Here is a 16915-nt window from a genome sequence, read left to right as displayed (position 1 = left end):
TTCCCCCTCTCGGATCAGGGAACTTCTACGTCGGTAAATGTCGGAGAACTGTTTACTTCTTTACACGAACTGTCTTTGTCGACCGTGTCTCGAGAGTCATCTCGTCGGCCTCCGCGACCTTCGCCTTCAGTCGCACAGTACCTGTCGTCGCGTCGACCACGTCGACCACCTTCGAAAGCAGTTTCGCAGTATCGGCGTTCCCCGAGTCGTTCGCGAGCTGGACGGCCCGGCCCAGTTTGGCCGTTGCTCCATCCATATCACCCGCTTTGCGGAGATCAAGGCCTTGCTGGATGGCCTGTGCCAGTTCGGCCTGACCGGTGTAGTGGGCGACCTGGGGGTTGATCGACGTCGAGGCGACCATGTCGTCGGTCCACACGGCCCGTACGAGACCCTGCGCGCCGAGGTTCTGGGCGGTGCCGTCCGGCTGCGGGACGATCAGGGAGACCCGGGCCGCGAGCATCTCCTGGCCGATGTGGGCGACGGGGACCTCGACGCAGACGTGGTAGTCACGGGACTCGTCGCCCCAGGAGCCGGTGGGGTAGTCCCCGGCACGCGGGCCCGCCTCGGTGCGGCGGTCGGTGAGCTCCTCGACGGTGGGCGCGACCTGTTTGACGAACCGGATGGTGGTGCCGACCGGGGTCCACACCCTGAGGGCGACGTCCGCGACCTCCTTGCCCATGGCCGTCTCCATCATCTGCGTGAAGTCGGCGGCGAGACCGGCCGGGTCGGCGACGATGTCGGCGGTGCCGAGCAGGGCGGAGGCGATCCCTGTGACTTCTTTCACTTCCCAGTCGGTGCCCACACCGCGTGCGTCGCAGGTGAAACGTCCGGCGCAGGTGTCGAGGGCGGCCTTGAGGTCCTCCGGCGACTCGTGTTCGTTGCGGCCGTCGGTGAGCAGGATGCCGTGGCGTATGGCGACGTCCGCCGAGGACAGCAGGCGGTCGGCGAGACGCAGCCAGGTGCCGATGGCCGTACCGCCGCCCGCACTGAGCTTGCGCAGGGCCTGTTTGGCCTGGTCACGGGTGGTGGCGTCGGCGACCGCCAGCCGGCCGCCGCCCGGATACACCTCCTTGGCCACGTGGGTGCCGCCGATCACGGCGAAGTGCACACCGTCGCGCAGGGTGTCGATCGCGGCGGCCGTGGCGTCGCGGGCGTTGCGCATCTTGGTCGGCGGGTAGTCCATGGACCCCGAGCAGTCCACCATGAGGGCCACCGCCGCCGACGGGCCCTGTCCCGCCGACCAGAGGTGGGCTGCGCCGACCGCGGCTCCGATCGTGCCGCCGCCGGTGGAGGTCACCGTCACGATCGCGTTGACCTCGCGGCCGCCCTCCGGCAGGTACTCGTTCTGGTAGACGTCCATGGAGAACTGCGGCACGTTCGACTTCGAGAAATTGGCCATACCTACTCAAATCCCCCTCAAGAACCCCACCTTCGTGAGGCGATGACCGATCGCGGACCGGTCCCCTCCGGTCCGCCGAGGCTCCCCGTACTGACGGCCTCAGGCCGATCCTGCCCCCTGCGGAGGGGTCGGGAACGGCACGACGGCCACTGTTACGTTGTCGTGGCCCCCGCCGTCCAGAGCGTGGCCGACCAGGACCCGGGCGCTGTGCAGGGGACGCGCGGCGGCGTCGGGCGGCACGGCCTGCGCCATCTCCTCGGCCGCCTCCGCGTAGTTCCACAGGCCGTCGCTGCACACCACCACCACACCGGGCCGGTCCGGCTTGAAGGAAGCGGTGTGCGGGTCGAGTTCGTAGGCGTCCGCGCCGAGCCAGCCGGTGATCGCGTGGGCGCGCTCGTCGGCGTACGCCTCCGCCTCGTTCATCAGGCCCGCGGCGACCATCTGCGCGGCCCACGAGTCGTCCTCCGTGAGCCGGGCGGGGGCCGAACTGCGGTCCGTGGGCACCCAGTAGACACGGCTGTCACCGACCCAGCCCACGACCAGCAGGCTCGGGGTGACGACGGAGCCGACGAACGTGCACGCGGGGGCGTTCTGGTGCGGCTGGTGCTCGCGGGCCGTCGCGGGCTCGTTCGCCAGGGAGTTGACCGCGCGGGAGGCGGCGACGATCGCCTCGTGCATGGCCTGCTGGGGGTGCGTGCCCTGCGGCAGGGCGGTGAGCAGGGCGTCGGACGCGGCCCGGGACGCGGCCAGGGAGGCGTCGTCGGGGCGGGTCGCGGAGGACACGCCGTCGCAGACGACCGCGAACGTCGCCGGGGAGCCGTCGGGCAGGACGCTCGTGCCGAGGGCGAAGGCGTCCTCGTTGCGGTGGTGGCGCAGACCGCGGTCGCTCACGGCGGCGACCGGGCCGGCCTCCTGCTCCATGTGGTCGCGCTCACGCGGCTGGGCGTGCCCGCAGTTCTCGCAGTAACCGTCGTCGTCGACCCGGCCGGCCCGGCAGGCCACACAGCTGGTCTGCGCCGCGGCACCCTCGGCCGGGGCGGCCGCTTCGGACGCCACACGCGGGTCGGGTGCCTGCAGGACGTACTCGTCGGGCTCGGGCTGCCGGTCGAAACGCACACCGGAGACGGGGGAGACCGGCGATCCGACGACCGGCCCCGACCGGGGCGGTTCGTGCCCGCCCGGCTCGGCGCCCTGCAGGCCGGCCGGCAGGTGGACCTCCGCCGGGGGGTGCGGGACCTGCGGCCAGGGGCCGCCGGGCGGCGCGCCGTTCATGGCGATGGTCGGACTGTCCTCGGGCCGCGCCGGCACGGCGGACAGGTCGTATCCGCACGCACCGCAGAAACGGTCGCCCGACTCGACGGGTTCCTCGCAGCTCGGGCACCTGGACAGTGCGGTCTGCTGGGGCATCTGCGACATCAACTACACCCACGTCCGGGGGCGGTAACGGTTGGCTCGTTCCACCAGGTCGATCCTCTCCTCGCCGCCCTGCGCGAGCCGGGCCAGCGTGCGGTACGAACGCTCCAGGCCGAAGCGCAGTCCTCGCTCGTCCAGTCCGCTGCCGAGCAAGGCCCGTCCCCCGGCGGCGGGGGACACGGATTCCTGGCCACCGGAGAGTATCCAGTCCAGGGCCGCGCCCAGCACCTCCGCGGACAACTGCTCGCGCCGCGCCGGATCCAGTCCGTACGCGTCCAGCGCCTCGACCTGCCCGGCGGCGGCGGTCAGGTCGTCCAGGAAGGGTACGTCCCCCGCGGTGGTGGTGCGTCCACGCAGCCGTGCGCGCACGGCCGCCACCCGGGCGGCGGTGTAGTGGATGGAGGACTCCGGCACCGACTCCAGCGTCTTCACCGCGCTACGGCGGTCCCCCGCCGCGAGTTGGACGCGGGCCAGGCCGAACGCGGCGCTCACATAACTGGGGTCGGTCGCCCAGACCAGGCCGTAGTACTCGGCGGCGTTGTCGAGCTGGCCGAGCACCTCCGCGCACAGGCCGAGGGCGAGCTTGGGGGCGGGTTCGCCGGGGAAGGCGTCGTAGATCGCGTCGAAGGCGAGCGCGGCGGCCTCGTGGTCGCCGGTCACCAGGGCGGCGACGCCCCGGTACCAGACCACCCGCCAGTCGTCGGGCCGTTCGTCCTCCAGGTGCCGCAGCGCCTCGTCCGCGGTGTGTGTGTCGCCGTTCTCCAGCCAGGCCCGCACCTGCCGCAGCCGGGTCTCCGCGGACGCCGCCGGCGCGGCCGCGAGGGCCCCGAGCAGCTCGGCGGGCGCGGTGGTCATGAGCCCGGCGAGGAAACCGGCGTTGGGGTCGGCGGGGTCGACGTGCGGGACGGGCAGCGCCAGCGCGGCCAGAGGCGCGTCGGCCTGCTTGACGAGGGCCCCGGGGGCGCCGACGACCTGGTTACCGGCGGTGGCCTTGCCGCGCGCCGGTGTCACCCGGCCCCCCAGCCGGGAGACCTCCCCGTCCAGTTTCGGGAACAACTCCGCGTCGGTGACCCGGATCTCGGGGCCGAAGAGGGTCGACAGGGACGGCCTGGCGCGGCCCGTCTGCAGGGAGACGACCTCGCGCAGGACTCCCGTCAGCTGTTCCGACATCTCCTGGGCGGAAGCGAAGCGGCGGGCCGGGTCGGGGTCCGTCGCCCGGACCAGCAGGCGGTAGAACGACTCGTACCGGCGGAAGACCTCGATGTTGTCGGGGTCGGGGAGCGAGTCGGCGAAGACGTTGGTGTAGCCCTGGAAGTCGAAGGTCAGCACGGCCAGGGTGCGGGCGACGGTGTAGAGGTCGGAGGCGACGGACGGGCCCACCTCCGCGACCTCCGGGGACTGGTAGCCCACCGTGCCGTAGATGGCCGACTCCTCGTCGTCCATCCTGCGCACCGCGCCCATGTCGATGAGCTTGAGCTGGTCCTCGGTCTGGATGGCGTTGTCGACCTTGAAGTCGCAGTACAGGAGGTTGCGGCTGTGCAGGTGACCGAGCGCCTCCAGGGCCTCGATGCCGAACGCGCAGGCCTGCTCCACCGGCAGCGGGTCCCGCTTGCCGCCGGTCGTGCGGCGGTCGTTGGCGATCTCCTTCAGCGACTTGCCGCCGACGTACTCCATGACGATGTAGCCGTCGAGCGAGCCGGTGCGCTGGTCGAGGTGTTCCACGAAGTTGTAGATCCGCACGATGTTGGAGTGCTCGATCTCCGCGAGGAAGCGCCGCTCGGAGATCGCCGCCGCCATCGCGTCCTGGTCGCCGGTGTCCAGCAGGCCCTTGAGGACCACCCAGCGGTCGGACACCGCGCGGTCCACGGCGAGGTAGACCCAGCCGAGACCGCCGTGCGCCAGACAGCCCGCGACCTCGTACTGGCCGTGCACGACGTCGCCCGACTTCAGCTTCGGCACGAAGGAGTACGGGTGGCCGCACTTCGTGCAGAAGCCCTCCGTGCGCCCCTTGTGGTCCCCGCGCGAGCGCCCGACCGGCGCCCCGCAGTCGGAGCGCGAGCAGAACCGCTTGCGCTCGGGCACCTCCGGGTTCTCCAGGACCATCACCCGCGGGTCGGGCCGCGGCACCCCAGGCACCTCGACGAGACCCGCGCCGAGCCGCCCCCGGCCGGTCGAACCGGCGGAGGAGCCGGAGCTGCGCACCGACACCGAACGGCCCGTGGACTTCCCGGAGACCGAGCGCGACAGCCGCCCCGACACCGAGCGCCGTGACTTCGAGGAGTGCGAGGACGTACGCGAGGAACCGCGGCCCGTCGGGCGGGAACCGGCGCTGCCCTGCGAGCCCTTGCCGCCGGTGCTGCCGCTGGACACCGAGCCGACCCGGCCTCCCCCGGAGGCGGTGCCGCCGGCCGGGACGACCGGTGCGAGGCCGCAGGTGTCGCAGTACAGCTCCCCGCCGCCCATGTCCTCGTACGTACCCTCGCAGTCGGGCCGCTGACAGGACTGCTGTGCCTGACTCATGACGTCACTGCCCCCCTCTGTCACTCACGCTCCGGGCCCCCACGGTCCTCGGGCCCGCTCTGCTGCGGCACCCGCGGGGTGGCCAGCAGTTCGGCGACCGCGTGCTGGTAGCGCAGCACGGTCTGTTCGGCGACCCGCAGGTCGCAGGGCGCGCTCCACAGCATCCGCCGGGCCGCGTCGTACCGCTCGATCAGGAACGGGTCCTCGGCGAGGCCGTGCCGGGCGACCTTCGCCTTGTACGCGTCGAGGCGGCCGCGCAGCTCCGCGCGGACCGCCAGCGGCTGGGTGACCGCGGTCAACGACTCGCGGGCGCGCAGCAGTTCGTCGTCCGCCTTCTGCTCCAGGGACTCCAGGAGCGGGGACAGGCGGTGCCACTGGGCGTGTCTGCGGTACTCGGCGGCCGTCGCCAGCTGCTCCTGGAGCGCGGTCGGCGGTCCGCCGACGACGGGTACCTCCGTGGCGGCGATCTTCGCGAGGACCTCTCCGCGCGCGGTACGGGCCTCGGCGAGGGTGCGGTCGGCGCGGGAGAGCACGTCCCGCAGCCTCACCAGCCGGGCCTCCGCGTCCTGCCGGACGGTGAGCACGGCGTCGATCTCCCGGCGTACGTCCTCCAGGGCGCGTGCCTCACGGTCGTAGGCCGTGGTGTCGGGCCTGCCGCCGCCGGGCGCCGAACTGCCCTGGGCGCGCTGCCAGAAGGCGAGCGGGTCGGAGATCACCTGCTCGCGCAGCGAGGTGAGCGTGCGGGTGATGCGCTCCAGGTCGTCGCCGGCCGGATGCTCGCCCGGGCGGACGCCGACGGAGTGCGCGAGCCGGCGGGTGCGCTGGAGTTCGGCGGCCAGCAGGTCGATACGGGCGGGCAGCGCCGACCACACCGCGTCGGCGGCGACGACCATGTCCAGGCTCGTCGCGTACAGCTCGTTCATCCGCTCGACGAGCGTCACCAGCGAGAAGCGTTCGCTGAGCTTGCCCGAACCGCCGTGCAGGGTGGGCGCGTTGGCGGTGGCCGTCGCCGAGCCCGCGACGGTGATCGCCTCACCGCGCAGCAGCTCGGTCAGCTCCACCAGGTCCTCACGGCTGGACCAGCGCCGACGCGAACGGATCGCGCGGGCGGAGTGCATCGCGTCCGCGTACGCGTCGAAGTACGCCCACAGCAAGGTGATCGAGGCGTCCGCGGAACTCCAGCGCTCCTTGGTGACGCCGGTGAGGGCGGCCCCTTCGAGGAGTCTGCGGCCCGCGTGGTCCTGGAGGGCGAGGAGCGAGGTCTCGATGGCCTCGTGCTCCGCGCCGAGCCGCGCCAGCGCACGGTCCACCTCGTCCCGGTCCATCACCGGCCCGGGGGGTCCCGTGACGCCCATCGATCACCTCTCGCTGCTGAAGGTTGCTGGGTGGTTGAACTGTGCGGTGCTGCCGGCGGCCCGTTGCGGACGCGTCAGCTCTTGCGCAGGTACTCCGGTGGGGGCGGCTCCGACTTCGCCGAGCCTTTCAGCGTGGCGGACAGCCACCTGTCGTACGACGCCTGCCAGCCGTCGGTGGTGTCCTTGCGGTAGTCCACCAGGATCTGGTTGACCCGGCGCACCAGGTCGTCGGCGTCGCTCCTCATCGCCACGCCGTAGTACTCGGTCGTGAAGGGCTCGCCCTCGACCTTGACCGTGGGGTCCTGCGCGGCCTGGCTGGCGGCGAGCGCGCCGTCGGTGATCACGGCGTCGACCTCGCCGAGCTGGAGCCTGACCAGGCAGTCGAGCTGGTTGGGGACGGGAGGATAGATCCTGACGGTGGCGAGCGCCTTCCTCGTCTTCCTGTCCTCCACCAGCTGGGTGTTGGCCGTGGAGCCCTCCGCCGTGCAGATCCGCTTCTTCGCGAGTGTTGCGTTGTAGCCGGTGATGTCCGAGGACTTGGAGGCGAGGACCTGCTGGCCGGTCTTGAAGTACGGTGCCGAGAACGCTACTTGGCCCAGCCGGGTGCAGTTGATGGTCATCGTGCGGACGACCATGTCGACCCGCCGGTTCTGGATCGCCGGGATGCGCTGGCTGGTGGGGATCGCCTTGAACTGCACGGCGTTCGCGTCGCCGAGGATGTCCTTCGCGATCCGGTGCACCAGGTCGATGTCGAAGCCCTCCAGGTCGGCGTCGGGGCCGCCGTTGGGGTCGCGGTAGCCCCAGCGGTAGCTGTTCTGGTCGACACCGACGACCAGCTTGCGCCTCTCGCCCGTGCGGGCCTTGATCTTCTCTATGGTCGGGCCGTCCGCGCTCGACGGGGACAGCGTCTGCTTCTCCGGGGCCGCCTTGATCGCCGGGTTCGCGCACGGACCCTCGTCCGCGGCCTGCTCGGCGCGGGTTGCGCCCGGACCGCCGGTGCCCGTGCTGCCGTCGCCCTGGTTCAGCGGCAGCAGCAGTGCGACGGCGAGCACCAGGGCGCAGACGGCCGCCATCGCACCCACACCGCCCCAGCCCCTGAGACCGGCCCGCACCCGTGCTCGTACCGACATCGTCACTCCCCCTCTCACCGGTACTCCGACAGCCTGCGCCCGATGCCCAGCACCGCTCCGGCCGCGCCCAGCACGGCCAGTACGGCGGCACCCGCCGACAGTCCCGTCATCGCGCCCAGACCGTCGTCGGCCGACCGCTGGAACTCGGCCTCCTCATGGGTCAGCGCGTCGGCGAGGTTGGTGTCGACGCTGTCGAAGCACTCGCCGGTCGCACCCTTGCCGCCGATGACCCGTTGCAGGGCCTCTTCGTAGTTGCCGATGTCGTCCTGCTCGCGGGCCGCGGTGTGGCGCTCCTTCCACACCTTCATGTTGCCCTCGGCCGCGGTCACCGGCTTCTTGCCGCTGCTGTCGTCGGCGAGCTTCGACGCCTGGGCCAGGCCCTTGCCGAGGGTGTCCATGTCCTTGTCGAAGGCGTAGTCGTAGGCGTCGTACGTGATCTTCTCGCCCTGCTTGTCCGTGACCGTGACCGTCTCGGCGCCGCGGCCCACCAGGGTGAGGTTCTCGTTGCCGCGCGCCTTCAGGGAGGCGATCCGGGCGTCGTGCAGCACGTTGAGCGAGCGCACCCCGTGGTCGTAGGAGTCGTTGAGGCCGGCGCGCGCGACGGTGTGGCCGACGACCAGCCACAGCAGCACCACGGTGGCCGTCGCGGTGGCCGCGACCAGGCCGTGGTTGAGGACCCGGTTGGTGCGCCGGTAGTTGCGGTGCTGGGCCCAGGCGAGACCGGCGAGCGCCAGGACACCGAGGCCGATCGCGGCCCACGGGTAGGGCGTGGCGTCGGCGTAGTCGTCGCGCAGCCGCTGGTTCTCGCTCGTGTAGAGATCCTCCGCCTTCGGGAGCATCTCCTTCTGCATCTTCTCGTTGGCGTACCGCAGATAGGCGCCGCCGACCGGGAAGCCCTGGCGGTTGTACGCACGGGCCTGCTCCACCAGGCCCTTGTACTCCGGCAGCAGGATGTTGAGCTCGGCCACGGTCTTCGCCGCGGGGGAGTCCGGGTCGGAGTTCGAGGCGGCCTTGACCAGACCGGCCGCGGCCCGGTCGATGTCCTTCTCGTACCGGTCGCGGGAGCCGACCGTCTCCTGGCCGCCGGCGAGGAAGCCGCTGGAGGCCGTGGTGTTGGCGTCGGCCAGGTACAGGTATATGTCGGCGGCGGAGCTGCTGAGCGGTTGGCTCTTGTGGAGCACGTCGTCCGCGGCGGTGGCGCGGTCGTCGGTCTGCAGGGCGGTCACCGCGCCGAACAGGACGACGAGCAGGGCGAGTGCCGCGCCGATGATGCGCAGCCGGCCCGGTTCGGTGGTGGCGGCCGCGCGCACCTGGTCGAAGCCCTCGGCGAAGGCCGTACGACGGGCGGGTGCCGGGTCCGGCACCGGGGCGGGCGGGGGGGCCTGCGCGGCTGTGGCCGGCGGTCCCGGCTGCGGTGGCACGGCCGGCATCGTGGGCACCCCGGAAACCGGTGGCGCCGCACTGCTCTTCGGCGGGTGTGTCACTGTTTGACCTCCCCCATGGTCATCCGTCGCCGCAAGTATCGCTGCCGGGACCGACATCCGCACCGGCCTTGGCTGGATCTTGATCGGATCGCAGTGGACCGGACCGGAGTGGATCGCGGTGGATCGCCCCCCGACGGTCCGCCGCGCCCCCGCACCACCCCTCGCTCATGAATACGCCGGGGGAATCGGTTCGGTTCCCCCGGGGGCGCGTAGGGTCGCCGTCGTGCGCGAAGTACGTGTCGTGATGATCGGCGGAACGTCCCACACCGGCAAGTCGACGGCGGCCGCGGCGGTCGCCGCCCGGCTCGGCTTCGAGCACCGGTCGACGGATCTGCTCGCGAGACATCCGGGACGGCCCTGGCGCACGCCGGAGCGGGAGGTGCCGCCGCATGTGGCCGAGCACTACGCGACGCTCGGCGTCGACGAGTTGATCGATTCGGTCCTCGCCCACTACGAGCGGCTGTGGCCCCGCATCGAGGAGCTGGTCGGCGAGCACGCCACCGGACCGGGCCTGGTTCTCGAAGGGTCCGCGCTCTGGCCGGAGCGGGTCGCGACCCTGGCCGCCCCGCACGCCTCCGCGGTGTGGCTGACCGCCGACGAGACGGTCCTGCGCGCCCGGATCCGTGCGGGCGGACGCTACGACGAGGCGACGCGGGAGGAGCGGCTGCTGATGGACAAGTTCCTGGCCCGGAGCCTGCGTTACCAGTCACTCATGGTGGCGGCCGTCGACCGGCTGGACCTGGCCCGCGTCGACGTCGGGACGGACACGTCCGTCTCCGCGCTGGTCGACGCGGTGCTCGCTCAGGCCTCGTAGTACGCCCGCACCCGCGCCTGCACCTGGGGGGACGCCCCCGCCCGGTCGAGCCCGAGCAGTGCGGCACCCAGGACCGGCCTTGCGGTCACCACCCGGGGTACGGCCTTGGGGGCGCGGCCGGCCAGGAGTTCCCGTATGCCGTCGTCCAGTTGCGGGTGCCGGGCCGCAAGGACGCTGCCGCCGAGCAGGACCGGGGTCTCCTCGTCGAGGAGGTCGAGCCGGGTCAGCGCCACCGTCGCCATGGACACCACCTCGTCGGCCAGGCGGTCGACGAGGGAGCGGGCCACCGGATCGCCGGCGGCGGCCGTGGCGAACAGGACCGGCGTCAGCTCGTGCCGGCGGGCGGGGGCGATGTCCTCCAGATGCAGGGCCTCGATCAGGGCGTACATGGACGGCAGGCCGAAGTGGCGCGGCAGCACACGCGCGAGGTCGGTGCCGACGCCCCGCCCGTCCTCCGCGCGGGCGGCGTGCCACAGGGCCTCCTCGGCCAGCCCCCAGCCGCCGCCCCAGTCGCCGGAGATCCGGCCGAGCGCGGGGAAGCGGGCGGTACGGCCGTCGGGGCGCATGCCGACGCAGTTGATGCCCGCGCCGCACACCACGGCGACCCCGCGCGGTTCGGTGATGCCCGCGCGCAGGATGGCGAAGGTGTCGTTGCGGACCTCGACGCCGGCGCCCCACGCGCGTGTGTCCAGCGCGGCCGCCAACTGCTCCTCCTCGAAGGGGAAGTCGGCGTTGGCCAGACAGGCCGAGACATGCTCGACCGAGCTCACCCTGGCCGCGGCGAAGGCCCGCTCCACCGCGTCGGCGACGGTGTCCACCGCCGTCTCGACGCCCACCACCGGCGGCCGGAACCCGCCGCCGCGGGCCGTGGCGAGGACGCTTCCGTCGGCCGCCACGACCGCGACGTCCGTCTTGCTGTTGCCCGCGTCGACGGCGAGGACGCATGCGGTCAGGCCCACGCGAGATGCTCCCGGTTGTGTGCGATCAGTCGGTCGGTGAGGCCCTCGGCGTACTCGTACTGGCCGATCAGGGGATGGGCGAGGAGTGCCTTGAACACCCTGTCGCGGCCCCCGCGCAGGGCGGCTGTCAACGCCAGGTCCTCGTATGCCGTGACCTGCGCCATCAGGCCCGCGAACAGCGGGTCCACGGCCGGTACCGCCAGCGGGGTCGGGCCCTTGGGACCCACCGCCGCCTGCACCTCGATCACCGCGTCGTCGGGCAGGAAGGGCAGCGTGCCCCGGTTGAGGGTGTTGACGACCTGGTACGGGTTTCCGCCGCCGCCGAGCAGCCCGGCGGCCAGGTCGACCGCCGCCTCCGAGTAGTAGGCGCCGCCCCTCCTGGCGAGCAGTCCCGGCTTCTCGTCCAGGGCCGGGTCGCCGTACATCTGCAGCAACTGCCGTTCCATCTCCGCCACTTCGGCGGCCCGGGACGGCTTGGTGCGCAGTTCCCGCACGACTTCGTCGTGCGCGTAGAAGTAGCGCAGGTAGTACGACGGGACCACGCCGAGCAGGTCGAGGAGGGGACGCGGCAGGTGCAGGTCGCCGGCGATCGTCCCGCCGTGCTCGGTGAGCAGCTTGGGCAGCACGTCCTCGCCCTCGGGGCCGCCGAGCCGGGCGCCGGTCTCCCAGGTGAGGTGGTTGAGACCCACGTGGTCGAGATGGACGTCGGAGGGGGCGACGCCGAGCAGCCCGGCGAACTTGCGCTGGAAGCCGATCGCCACGTTGCACAGTCCGACCGCCTTGTGGCCCGCCTGCAGCAGGGCACGGGTGACGATCCCGACCGGGTTGGTGAAGTCGATGATCCAGGCGTCCGGGTTGGTGCGGCGGACCCGTTCGGCGATGTCGAGGACCACCGGGACGGTGCGCAGCGCCTTGGCGAGGCCGCCCGCGCCGGTAGTCTCCTGGCCGACGCAGCCGCACTCCAGCGGCCAGGTCTCGTCCTGCTCGCGGGCCGCCTGGCCGCCGACGCGCAGCTGCAGGAGCACCGCGTCGGCGCCGTCCACACCCGCGTCCAGGTCGTGGGTGGTGGTGATCCGGCCGGGGTGGCCCTGCTTGGCGAAGATCCGCCGGGCCAGGCCGCCGACCAGCTCCAGGCGTTCGGCGGCCGGATCGACGAGGACGAGTTCCTCGACGGGCAGGGTGTCCCGCAGCCGGGCGAAGCCGTCGATGAGTTCGGGGGTGTAGGTCGAGCCTCCGCCGACCACGGTGAGTTTCACTGAAGGTTGCCTCGCTTCCGGGCGTGGGGAGCGGTGATCATCGGCCGGGGGTCCGGGGGTTGTCCCCCGGGGAGATACCGCATACGTGGTTAACCCTTCACTCCGGTCAGCGTGACGCCCTCGACGAACGCTTTCTGCGCGAAGAAGAACACGAGGATCACGGGGGCCATGACCAGCACGGTCGCGGCCATGGTGAGGTTCCAGTCGGTGTGGTGCATGCCCTTGAAGGACTCCAGGCCGTAACTGAGCGTCCAGGCGTTCTGGTTCTCCGAGGCGTAGATCTGCGGGCCGAAGTAGTCGTTCCAGGCGTAGAAGAACTGGAAGAGGGCCACGGCCGCGATGCCCGGCTTGGCCATGGGGACGACGACCTTCAGCAGGGTGCGCAGGTCGCCGCAGCCGTCGACCTTCGCAGCGTCCACGTACTCGTTCGGGATCGTCATCAGGAACTGCCTGAGCAGGAAGATCGAGAACGCGTCCCCGAACGCCATCGGGATGATCAGTGGCCACAGCGTGCCCGACAGGTCGAGCTGCTTGGACCAGAACAGGTACATCGGGATGATGACGACCTGCGGCGGCAGCATCATCATCGAGATCACCAGCATCAGGGAGAGATTGCGGCCCCGGAAGCGGAACTTGGCGAGCGCGTAGGCGACCGGGACCGACGACACGACGGTAAGGACTGTTCCCAGTCCCGCGTAGACCAGCGTGTTGCGCCACCAGGTCAAAAAGCCCGGGGTGTCGAAGACCCGCCGGTAGTTGCCCCACTCCCAGGTGTGCGGGATCAGGTCCCGGCTCAGGGCCTGGGAGTCGCTCATCAGCGAGGTCAGGAACACGAACACGAAGGGCAGCGTGAAGAAGAGGGCGGCGGCGAGGCCGAGGGAGTGGATCGCGACCCACTCCAGCAGCGCCTTGCGGCGGGCGGTGCGTTCGGCGGGCGAGGCCGGGGTCTTCAACTCCACCGGCCGTTCCAGTACGTGGGTCATGGTCAGTCACCTGCCTGGATGAGACCGCCCCGGCGCCGCATCAGGAACGCGGTGAACACCATCGACAGGGCGAAGAGGACGAGGGCGACGACACACGCGGAGCCGTAGTCGAAGCGCTGGAAGCCGAGGTTGTAGACGAGCTGGGGGAGGGTCAGCGTGGACTTGTCCGGGTAGCCGGGCTCGAACTGCGTACCCGCGCCCTGGATCACCCCGGAGGCGACCTTCCCGGCGATCAACGGCTGTGTGTAGTACTGCATCGTCTGGATCACGCCGGTGACGACGGCGAACATCACGATCGGCGAGATGTTGGGAAGGGTTACGTACCGGAACCGCTGCCACGCCGACGCCCCGTCCAGCTCCGCCGCCTCGTACTGGTCCTGCGGGACGTCGAGCAGCGCGGCCATGAAGATGACCATCAGGTCGCCGATGCCCCACAGGGCGAGCAGGGTGAGGGCCGGCTTCGACCAGGTGGGGTCGTTGAACCAGCCCGGCGCCGGGATGCCGACCTTCTCCAGGATCGAGTTGACGGGTCCCGTACCGGGGTTGAGCAGAAACGCGAAGGCCATGGTGGCGGCCACGGGCGGGGCCAGGTAGGGCAGGTAGAAGAGGGTCCGGAAGACCCCCGTACCGGTCTTGATCTTCGTGATCAGCAGGCCGATGCCGAGACCGAAGACGACCCGGAGACTGACCATGATCACGACGAGCCACAGGGTGTTGCGCAGGGCGGGCCAGAAGAAGGGGTAGTGCTCGAAGACGTAGGTCCAGTTCTTCGTCCCGCTCCAGGTCGGCGGCTTGAAGCCGTCGTAGTGCATGAACGAGAAGTAGACCGTCGAGATCAGCGGGTACGCGAAGAACACCGCGAAGCCGATCAACCAGGGCGACATGAAGGCGAGGTTCCGAAGCGCCGACCGGCGGCGCTTCGATGCCAGGGTGACGGTGCTCATCGCTACTTCGCCTGCGCGATGTCCGTGTCGATCTGCTTGGCCGCGTCGGCGAGGCCCTTCTTGAGGTCGGTGACCTTGCCGCTCTCGTAGGCGTAGCCGAGGTCCTGGATGGTGACGAGGTAGACGCCGCCGTTGATCGAGGACGGGGCGGTCGTCGAGTTCGGGTTCGCGGCGATGTCGAGGAAGGTCTTGAATCGCGGGTCGTACTTCAGCTTCGGGGACTTCAGGGCCGCGAGGGTCGAGGGCACGTTGTGGATGGCGTTGGAGAAGCCGACCACCGCGTCCGTGTCCGTGGTGATGTACTTCAGGAACTCCCAGGCCGCGTTCTGCTTGGTGCTGTTGGCGGCGATGCCGGCGATGGTGCCGGTGATGTAGCCCTTGCCGTACTGGTCCGCCTGGTCGTCGGGGACGGGCAGCGGGGCGACGCCGATGTCGAAGCCGGGCTTGGCGTCCACGGCCATGCCGAGCCGCCACTCACCGTCCAGTTGCATGGCGACCTGACCGGTCTGGAAGGGGTGCTTGGGGCCCCACTCGTCGCCGAGCCCCGCACGGTACTTCTCCAGCTTCTTGAAGCCGCCGAGTTCGTCGACGAGCTTCTTCTGGAGGGTGAAGGCGGCGGAGACGGCCGGGTCGGTGGCGACCGTGGACTTGCCCGACTTGTCGAAGTAGGTGGGCGAGAACTGGCCCATGTAGTGCTCGGTCGTGGTCTCCCAGCCGTGGTAGTCCGGCATGAATCCGAGCTGCTTGTAAGAGTCGCCCTGGGCGATCGTCAGCTTCTTGGCGTCGGCCTCGAACTCGGACCACGTCTTGGGCGGTGCGGTGATGCCCGCCTTCCCGAACGCCGTCTTGTTGTAGTAGAGCCCGTACGCGTCGCCCAGCAGCGGCGCGGCACAGCGGTCGCCGTCGAACTGCGTGTACTGGTTCATCGCGGCCGGGAACGTCTTGTCCGGGTCGATCCCCGACTTCTTGAAGAACGGGTTCAGGTCGGCCAGCGCGCCCGAGGAGCAGAACTTGCCCACGTTGTTCGTGGTGAACGACGAGATGACGTCCGGGGCCTTGTCGCCGCCGGTGCGCAGCGCCTGGTTGATCTTGTCGTCGGTCATGTTGCCGACGACGTTGACGTGGATGTTGGGGTGCGCCTTCTCGAAACCGGCGACCAGCGCCTTCACTCCGGCCACCTCGGAGTCCGCGCTCCAGGCGTGCCAGAAGTTGATGGTCGTCTCCTTGGAGGCGTCGTCGTCGGAGCCGGAGGAGGACTGGCCGGTACAGGCGGTGGTGGCGAGCACCGCGGACACGGTCAGGGCAAAGGCCGCTTTTCGGGCGGCTGAGGGTATGGCTGTGCGCATGACGGGGTCTCCCAGGGGACGGGAAGGGACAGTGAGGTCGGGGGTGGCTCAGCGCGAGGTGTCGAAGACCTCGTCGCGGGTGGCCGCCAGCGCGCTCTCCAGCGCGCCGCGCAGCACGGGGTGTTCACGGACGTCGCCGACGACCAGTCGGGGCCGGGAGGCTGCCAGTTCCTCCAGCTCGTCCTGGACGAGGGTGCGCAGGGTGTCGCCGCCGGCGGTCAGTGAGGCACCGCTGAGGACGACGAGTTCGGGGTCGAGGACCGAGACGAGGGACGCGAGACCGGTGGCCAGCCGCGTGGCGTAGGTCTCCAGGAGCAGCCGGCCCAGGACGGTGTCCTCGGTGGCGGCACGCTCGACGAGGGCGGCGGCGGATTCGGCGTACGGCCCCGGGGGGATGTCCGTCATGCCGAGCTCGCGGGCGAGTTGAGGGATGGCCTGGGAGCCGGCCAGCTCCTGATAGCCGCCACTGTTGGCTTTCGTCACCTGCCGCACCAGAGGTGCTCCGGGAACCGGCAGGAAACCCACCTCTCCTGCACCGCCGGTCCAGCCGCGGTGCAGCCGGCCGCCGAGGACCAGGGCGGCACCGAGGCCGCCCTCGTTCCACAGCAGCACGAAGTCCTCGTGGCCGCGGGCCGCGCCCAGCCGCTGTTCGGCCACGGCGACGAGGTTGACGTCGTTCTCGTACTCCACCGGCATCGGCAGCGCGGCGGCGAGTTCGTCGAGGAGGGCCGGGGTGTGCCAGCCGGGAAGGTGCGATGCGTAGCGCAGTCGGCCGGTGTTGGGGTCGAAGGCGCCGGGGGTGCCGATGACGAGCCGGTGGACGTCGCCGCGGGCGAGGCCTGCCGCCTTCACCGCGCCGTCCAGGGCGTCGGTGACCTGCTGGACGACGGGCTGGGTGGGCCGCCGTCCCGGGGTCGGGAGTTCGTACGAGCCCACGGTGCGGCCGGTGATGTCGGCGACCGCGGCGAGGATCCGCTCGGGAGTGACGTCGAGCCCGGCGGCGTACGCGGCGGCCGGGTCGACCTCGTACAGCTGGGCGTTGGGGCCCGGCCTGCCCTCGGTGGTGCCGGTGGCGAGGACGAGCCCCGACGCCTCCAGGCGGGCCAGGAGCTGGGAGGCGGTCGGCTTGGAGAGGCCTGTGAGCTTGCCGATCCGGGTACGGGAGAGGGGACCGTGCTCCAGCAGGAGGTCGAGCGCGGCACGGTCGTTCATGGCGCGGAGCGTGCGTGGTGTGCCTGCCATGGTGCCCCTCTCCGTGACTACAGGGAAAAGACGACTCTAGAGAAACAGAACTGTTAGGAAGGTTTCCTAC

At 71.0% G+C, this 16915-nt stretch carries 13 protein-coding genes; 1 reads left to right on the top strand and 12 read right to left on the bottom strand.

The window, feature by feature from the left end:
• Positions 1-52: 52 nt before the first annotated feature.
• From ACZ48Z_RS18055 to ACZ48Z_RS18030, 6 genes are all read right to left on the bottom strand, one after another.
• A complete protein-coding gene (locus ACZ48Z_RS18055; RefSeq protein ID WP_468736818.1) occupies positions 53-1399 on the bottom strand; it encodes a vWA domain-containing protein in 1347 nt (448 codons plus the stop codon).
• Positions 1400-1498: 99 nt separating this feature from the next.
• Positions 1499-2818: a PP2C family serine/threonine-protein phosphatase gene (locus ACZ48Z_RS18050; RefSeq protein WP_468736817.1), complete on the bottom strand. Its 1320-nt coding sequence runs from the start codon at positions 2816-2818 to the stop codon at positions 1499-1501.
• Entirely contained in the window at positions 2819-5332 is a 2514-nt protein-coding gene (locus ACZ48Z_RS18045) for a serine/threonine-protein kinase (protein WP_468736816.1), read from the bottom strand.
• A gap of 20 nt (positions 5333-5352) precedes the next feature.
• Entirely contained in the window at positions 5353-6687 is a 1335-nt protein-coding gene (locus ACZ48Z_RS18040; RefSeq protein ID WP_468736815.1) for a coiled-coil domain-containing protein, read from the bottom strand.
• Positions 6688-6761: 74 nt separating this feature from the next.
• Complete coding sequence (locus ACZ48Z_RS18035; RefSeq protein WP_468736814.1) at positions 6762-7817, bottom strand: glutamate ABC transporter substrate-binding protein; 1056 nt, start codon at positions 7815-7817, stop codon at positions 6762-6764.
• Positions 7818-7831: 14 nt separating this feature from the next.
• Positions 7832-9247, bottom strand: a complete 1416-nt coding sequence (locus ACZ48Z_RS18030) for a hypothetical protein (protein ID WP_468736813.1) — start codon at positions 9245-9247, stop codon at positions 7832-7834.
• 277 nt (positions 9248-9524) lie between these two features.
• On the opposite strand from ACZ48Z_RS18030, the gene ACZ48Z_RS18025 reads away from it, so the two are divergent.
• Complete coding sequence (locus ACZ48Z_RS18025) at positions 9525-10115, top strand: hypothetical protein (RefSeq protein ID WP_468736812.1); 591 nt, start codon at positions 9525-9527, stop codon at positions 10113-10115.
• Here ACZ48Z_RS18025 and ACZ48Z_RS18020 read toward each other — a convergent pair.
• The 6 genes from ACZ48Z_RS18020 to ACZ48Z_RS17995 form a co-directional block, all read right to left on the bottom strand.
• Complete coding sequence (locus ACZ48Z_RS18020; protein WP_468736811.1) at positions 10103-11074, bottom strand: N-acetylglucosamine kinase; 972 nt, start codon at positions 11072-11074, stop codon at positions 10103-10105. The genes ACZ48Z_RS18025 and ACZ48Z_RS18020 overlap by 13 nt on opposite strands.
• A complete protein-coding gene (locus tag ACZ48Z_RS18015; protein WP_468736810.1) occupies positions 11065-12330 on the bottom strand; it encodes a 6-phospho-beta-glucosidase in 1266 nt (421 codons plus the stop codon). The genes ACZ48Z_RS18020 and ACZ48Z_RS18015 overlap by 10 nt, the downstream gene beginning before the upstream one ends.
• Before the next feature lie 89 nt (positions 12331-12419).
• Complete coding sequence (locus ACZ48Z_RS18010) at positions 12420-13313, bottom strand: carbohydrate ABC transporter permease (protein WP_468736809.1); 894 nt, start codon at positions 13311-13313, stop codon at positions 12420-12422.
• Positions 13314-13315: 2 nt separating this feature from the next.
• Positions 13316-14257 (bottom strand): carbohydrate ABC transporter permease, encoded by a 942-nt coding sequence (locus tag ACZ48Z_RS18005; protein ID WP_468736808.1) that lies wholly within the window; start codon positions 14255-14257, stop codon positions 13316-13318.
• A 2-nt stretch (positions 14258-14259) separates the two neighbouring features.
• Entirely contained in the window at positions 14260-15603 is a 1344-nt protein-coding gene (locus tag ACZ48Z_RS18000) for an ABC transporter substrate-binding protein (protein ID WP_468736807.1), read from the bottom strand.
• A gap of 48 nt (positions 15604-15651) precedes the next feature.
• Positions 15652-16845: an ROK family transcriptional regulator gene (locus ACZ48Z_RS17995; RefSeq protein ID WP_468736806.1), complete on the bottom strand. Its 1194-nt coding sequence runs from the start codon at positions 16843-16845 to the stop codon at positions 15652-15654.
• Positions 16846-16915: the final 70 nt, after the last annotated feature.

The organism is Streptomyces sp. NPDC031225, from assembly GCF_055570355.1.
The sequence above is the reverse complement of the archived record's forward strand: the minus strand, read 5'-3'. Positions and strand labels throughout refer to the sequence as shown.

What these genes read in the sequence shown, in the direction of transcription:
- ACZ48Z_RS18005 (WP_468736808.1), bottom strand. Translation starts at nt 14,257, where the DNA reads ATGAGCACCGTCACCCTGGCATCGAAGCGCCGCCGGTCGGCGCTTCGG.
- ACZ48Z_RS18010 (WP_468736809.1), bottom strand. Translation starts at nt 13,313, where the DNA reads ATGACCCACGTACTGGAACGGCCGGTGGAGTTGAAGACCCCGGCCTCG.
- ACZ48Z_RS18035 (WP_468736814.1), bottom strand. Translation starts at nt 7,817, where the DNA reads ATGTCGGTACGAGCACGGGTGCGGGCCGGTCTCAGGGGCTGGGGCGGT.
- ACZ48Z_RS18000 (WP_468736807.1), bottom strand. Translation starts at nt 15,603, where the DNA reads ATGCGCACAGCCATACCCTCAGCCGCCCGAAAAGCGGCCTTTGCCCTG.
- ACZ48Z_RS18045 (WP_468736816.1), bottom strand. Translation starts at nt 5,332, where the DNA reads ATGAGTCAGGCACAGCAGTCCTGTCAGCGGCCCGACTGCGAGGGTACG.
- ACZ48Z_RS18030 (WP_468736813.1), bottom strand. Translation starts at nt 9,247, where the DNA reads ATGCCGGCCGTGCCACCGCAGCCGGGACCGCCGGCCACAGCCGCGCAG.
- ACZ48Z_RS18055 (WP_468736818.1), bottom strand. Translation starts at nt 1,399, where the DNA reads ATGGCCAATTTCTCGAAGTCGAACGTGCCGCAGTTCTCCATGGACGTC.
- ACZ48Z_RS18040 (WP_468736815.1), bottom strand. Translation starts at nt 6,687, where the DNA reads ATGGGCGTCACGGGACCCCCCGGGCCGGTGATGGACCGGGACGAGGTG.
- ACZ48Z_RS17995 (WP_468736806.1), bottom strand. Translation starts at nt 16,845, where the DNA reads ATGGCAGGCACACCACGCACGCTCCGCGCCATGAACGACCGTGCCGCG.